This window comes from Marinimicrobium sp. UBA4509 (assembly GCF_002388575.1).
GTDB classification, from domain to species: domain Bacteria; phylum Pseudomonadota; class Gammaproteobacteria; order Pseudomonadales; family Cellvibrionaceae; genus Marinimicrobium; species Marinimicrobium koreense.
In genome coordinates this window covers 23,782-28,997 of record NZ_DGMV01000073.1, presented here as the reverse complement: position 1 = coordinate 28,997, position 5,216 = coordinate 23,782, and the positions used below count along the sequence as shown (strand labels likewise).

At 53.9% G+C, this 5,216-nt stretch carries 2 protein-coding genes; one reads left to right on the top strand and one right to left on the bottom strand.

The features are described from left to right. Positions 1–575: TonB-dependent receptor plug domain-containing protein (locus tag B3520_RS13900; RefSeq protein ID WP_286876317.1), on the bottom strand; the 575-nt coding region annotated here is incomplete at its 3' end. A 665-nt stretch (positions 576–1,240) separates the two neighbouring features. Between B3520_RS13900 and B3520_RS13895 the strand changes: the two genes are divergently transcribed. Continuing rightward, positions 1,241–5,134, top strand: coding sequence for a carbohydrate-binding protein (locus B3520_RS13895; RefSeq protein ID WP_286806900.1), 3,894 nt, complete (start codon positions 1,241–1,243; stop codon positions 5,132–5,134). Positions 5,135–5,216: the final 82 nt, after the last annotated feature.

Sequence of the window (5,216 nt, the reverse complement as noted above, 5' to 3'; positions counted from 1 at the left end):
CCGCCCCCTTCGGTGAGTCGTGCCTCAGAGCCCTTATAGACGTCAATTGACTTGACCAGCTCTGAGGCCATATCCCGGAAGTCTACACTGCGGCTGCCGCCCATACCCATGGCGGTCACACCGTTCAGCTCAACTCGCACCAGGCCTGACTCAACGCCACGAACACTGACGGAGGTACCTTCACCCATATCGCGGTTGAGCTGAATGCCGGAAATTCGCTGCAGTGCTTCACCGATGTTCTTGTCGGGGAATTCACTGATGTCTTCGGCCACCAGGGAGTCCATCATGGTGCCGGCTTCGCGCTTCCGATCCAGAGCACTTGTGTAGCTCTGACGGATGCCGGTGACCAATACCTCTTCAAGCACGGTATCTTCGGACGACGCGTTGTCGTTCTGAGATTGGCTTTGCTGTTCGTCGTCCTGTTGCTCTTGCGCGTAGGCGTTGGTCACCATAAAGGTGCTGCATGCGGCCCCGGCCAGAACAATGGAAGCAATACGACTGGCTAGTGAATTCTTTTTAAAGAGTGGTGTTGTCTTGGTGCAATCAAGCTTTTCAGACTGATTGTAGTTATTCATTATTAAATCCCGCCTTAAATGTTAGTAAGTGGAAATTTTATGTAATGGTTACTTTGCTAACAGTCCCCATAGTATAACCAAAAAAAATCAAATTCAACAAAATGTAACCACAATAACCCTGCGTTGCAGTCACTAGCAGTCATTTCAATCTCAAATAGATTTTAAAACTGACTTTATTATTCCGTTTAAGAATAATATTCCGGTTTTAGGTGCATATATAGAAGTGCCTGGATGGCTGTGCCTGGTGGCGCTGGAGTAATTGGCCGTCAGTGCGATATCCGGCAGTGCGCTCAGTGGTTCCCCGGGGTGCCGCCCCATAGCGTGGGCCTGCATGACACCGTTCCCGGAAGGTATATGGTCAATAGAACCTTATGTGGCGTAGGCAGGATGGCCTCGTTTTCTTCGCAACCCTGCCTTGGCGGAGAGAGGGAGGTGTGGCTTTTAGAAGTTTGAAAACTATTGGAAAACAACGACGAAAAGCACTAGAATCGTGATTGAAGCTGATGTAATATGATCATTGATGGTTTTTTGTTAGCAGTTACATAATGATAAATGACTAATTCCGTTGGTCTTTTCACCCTAAATAAGAATTCAGTTTCATCGCCATGTAGTTTTAACCGCTAATTCTACATCTCTTTCGTAAGATCACTTTCGGAGATTGCATAATGAGAAAAGACGGAAGTTACTCCAAAGGCAAAATACGGGCACTGGCGGTACCGCTGGTACCTGTGTTGTTATCCACGATGCTGGTGGCCTGTGATGACGAGTACACACCGGCAGAGCCCTTCAACGCTCCACCATTGACCGACGCTGAGCGCGACACCAGCGGCAGCTCCAATGTCGAATACCTTGATCGCGGGTTGGTAGTAATGCCTGGCGAGGAAGAAGGCAATGTCCTCAGTTGGCGCTGGTCCGGCCTGGACGAGCAGCGAATCATCTTTGCCGTCTACAAAAACGACGAGTTCTTCCGGACGGTTCGCCCCGGAGAGCCCACTTTCTTGGAAGACCCCAACGGGATGCCGGGCGATACCTATCAGATCGAAGCTCTGGTTGACGATGAGCAGAAAGATGTCTCGGCGGTCGTTGCCGCACCAGAGACGCCTTATCTGAGTATCCCCCTGAACAAACCGGCCAATGGCTTTGTCGATGGAGAAGAGTACAGCTACTCAGCCAACGATGCCTCTGCCGCTGATTTGACCGGTGACGGCCAGTATGAACTGATCGTCAAGTGGAACCCCGACAACGCCAAAGACAATGCGCAGTCCGGCAAAACCGGTGATGTGCTCATTGATGCCTATACGATGGAAGGCGATTTCCTCTGGCGCATCAACCTGGGGCCGAATATTCGTGCCGGCGCTCACTATACCCAGTTTATTGCCTACGACTTTAATCAGGACGGCCGCGCCGAAGTGGCGATGAAGACCGCCGATGGCACTGTCGACGGTCGCGGTACCGTGATTGGCGACGCCGAAGCTGTTTATCGCAACGATGGCGGTTATATTCTGGATGGTCCCGAGTACCTGACCATGTTCGATGGCATTTCCGGTGAAGCCATCAGTACCGTTGATTATATTCCACCTCGCGGTGAGGATATCAACGCAATCTGGGGTGACGACTACGGCAACCGGGTTGACCGTTTCCTGGCGGGCGTTGCGTATCTGGATGGCCAGACGCCCAGTCTGGTAATGTCCCGAGGCTACTACACCCGTGCTGTAGTGGCGACGTTCAACTTCGATGGAAGCACCCTGACTCAAAACTGGGTCTATGACTCGGCTGAGGATGAGTCTGGTCCAAGTCTGGCGGGGCAGGGCGCGCACAGTCTGAGTGTGGCCGATGTCGACAGTGACGGTAAAGATGAGATCATCTTCGGGGCGGCGACCCTGGATGACAATGGTACTCCGCTATACAGCACCGGGCTCGGACATGGCGACGCTGTGCACGTCACGGACATTATTCCGGACAACCCCGGTCTGGAAATCTTCATGGTTCACGAAAGTTCCAGCGCCTACATCACCGAAGACGGCAATTTTGGTGTGGAAGTTCACGATGCCGCAACGGGCGAGATTCTGATCTCTCAGCCCAGTAATGGCGAAGGTGATGACGTGGGTCGCGGCGTAACCGGGGATATCGATCCGAACTATCCCGGCCTGGAAAGTTGGGGTTCTCGCGGTGGTCTGATGGCCTCCGATGGTTCCGTCATTTCAGAGAACAAGCCGGCCATGAACTTTATGGTCTGGTGGGACGGCGATCTCAACCGCGAAATGCTGGATGGTACCGAAATCACCAAATGGAACCCTGAATCCATGCTGGTGGAAGAGCCCTTGCTGAATGCGGGTACTTTCGCCAATGGTCTGGCGGTGTCCAACAATGGTACCAAGGCGACCCCTGCTCTGTCCGCCGACCTGTTGGGCGACTGGCGTGAAGAGGTGGTGTTGGCGAATGAGGCCAGCACCCGGTTGATGGTTTACTCCAGCAATATTCCCACCGATGTCCGCTTGCCCACCCTGATGCATGATCGTCAGTATCGTACTGCCATTGCGTGGCAGAACGTTGGTTACAATCAGCCTCCGCACCCCAGCTTCTATATGGGTTCGGATATGAAGCTGTACGATCATATCGTGAAGGAACTTCCGCAGTTCAAAACCCAGGCGGTCCCGGCCGAGCCTGTCAGTGCCGCTGTCGTCCAGGGCAATAATGACAATGTTCTGGTCAAGGTGATTCCCGGTGACGCGGAGCTCGACTCCTTTGAAGTGTTCCGGAGTGAATCCGATGCGCGCGATTCCGCGACCAGTGTGGGTGTGGCCGAAGGTGGTGAGACATCGTTCGTTGACGATTCAGCAAGCCCGGATGTGACCTACTACTACTGGGTTGAAGCCACCGATCTGGATGGCAATGCAATCGCCGGTATTGATGGTCCCTATCAGACACGACTGACATCCACGCAGATTCCCCGTGTCGAGGCGGCCAGTTCCAACAACTACGTCGACCTCACTTGGGTGACCGACCTCGAGTTGAGCGATATTTATATTTATCGCGCTCAGACCGATGATGTCGAGAATGTGCCCGAAAAACCTTCTATGGCATACGCAGAGGTTAATCCGGACGCAAAAACCTGGACCGATGGCGATACAGAAGAGGGTGGTAAGTACTACTACTGGGTCGAGCTGACCACGGTAGAGGGTAATATCATTGACGCGGCTCCAGCCTTCGGGGAAAACCTGGTGGTAGAAGCCTCCAACCTGAGCGCTACCTATGCCGACGGTGTCATGACAGTATGTTGGGACCTTGAGAACGTTGCGCCCGGTGCGACTTATAATGAGCTATACCGCAACGATCAGAACCAGGCCAGTGGCCGCTCGCGGATCTACCCGATCAGCGATCCAGCGGTGATCTACGAGGGCTGCTTTGAAGATGCTGGGCCCGAGGGTGGCTTTATCGAAGGCCAGGGGTACTGGTATATGTTCAAGCAGGTCGCCAGTGCGGAGATCGTTGGTCCCTTCGGTTTTGGTCTGGAGAGCAATGTCACCAACCTGTCAGCCGAGCTTGACCCGGCGCTGGGCACCATCAATCTGACTTGGAAACTGTGGAACTTTGGCCAGAATATTGTCAATGTTGACCTGTACCGCAACACCAGTGCCTCGCTGACTGGAATGACTCTGGTGCGTGAAGACGTGAGAGCGCTTGACGGTCGCCTGCGCGATACCGGCGGTGAAAATGGGTTTACCCAGAATGAAACCTACTGGTATTCCTTCGAGGTAACTCTGCAGGATGGCACCGTCATCAATACCGATCCGGAAGGTGAAGTTTTGTTCGAGCTGCCCGAGCCGGAAACCAATATCCTCACGCGTCTGGAAGACGGTGGTATCCGCATCGATTGGAACCTGGAAAACTTCCAGGGCGAAATCAGCCAGATCGAAATCCTGCGCAATACCGAAGCGTCCGCGGAAGGTGCCACCGTGGTGGTGTCCGAAGGTCTGGAGCTGCGCGGTGTGTACGCCGAGTACGAGGGTCTGGTGGAACTGCAGTCCTACTGGTACTTCATGCGGGTCACCATGGCCAATGGCGATGTCATTGTCGGCGAGCCCTCCACGGAGCTGGTCTATGAGGAAAACCCGAGTACCACCAGCCTGACCATCAATGAGAACGAAGATGGTTACTGCGAGATGTCCAATGGGTTGATCGAGAGCAACTGGGCCGGCTTTGAGGGCGATGGTTTCTCCAATACCGATAATGCCGAAGGTGAGTACATCACCTACAAGGTCAACATTCGGGATGCGGGCACCTACCGTCTGCTGGTTCGTTACGCCAACGGTGCGGGGGATAACCGCTTCGCCCGTGTGGATATCAACAGCCAGATCGGCGTGGCCCAGATCGATATGGAGTCCACCTCGGCCTGGGATACCTGGATGGAGTCCAGTGTTGATCTTGAGCTTGAGTCAGGCGAGACCGATATTACCCTGTACGCCGGCTCTGGCGGCGGTCTGGGCAATGTCGACTACCTGTACATCAATGCGCTGACCACGGAAAACGCTCCGCAAGCGATTGCTTGTACACCGTAATCGCGGAGCTCTGGGGCGTTTTCGCCCCAGTTCGTTAACACAAAAAAGGGCCAGACGTCAGTCTGGCCCTTTTTTGTGTTGC

What these genes read in the sequence shown, in the direction of transcription:
- B3520_RS13895 (WP_286806900.1), top strand. Translation starts at nt 1,241, where the DNA reads ATGAGAAAAGACGGAAGTTACTCCAAAGGCAAAATACGGGCACTGGCG.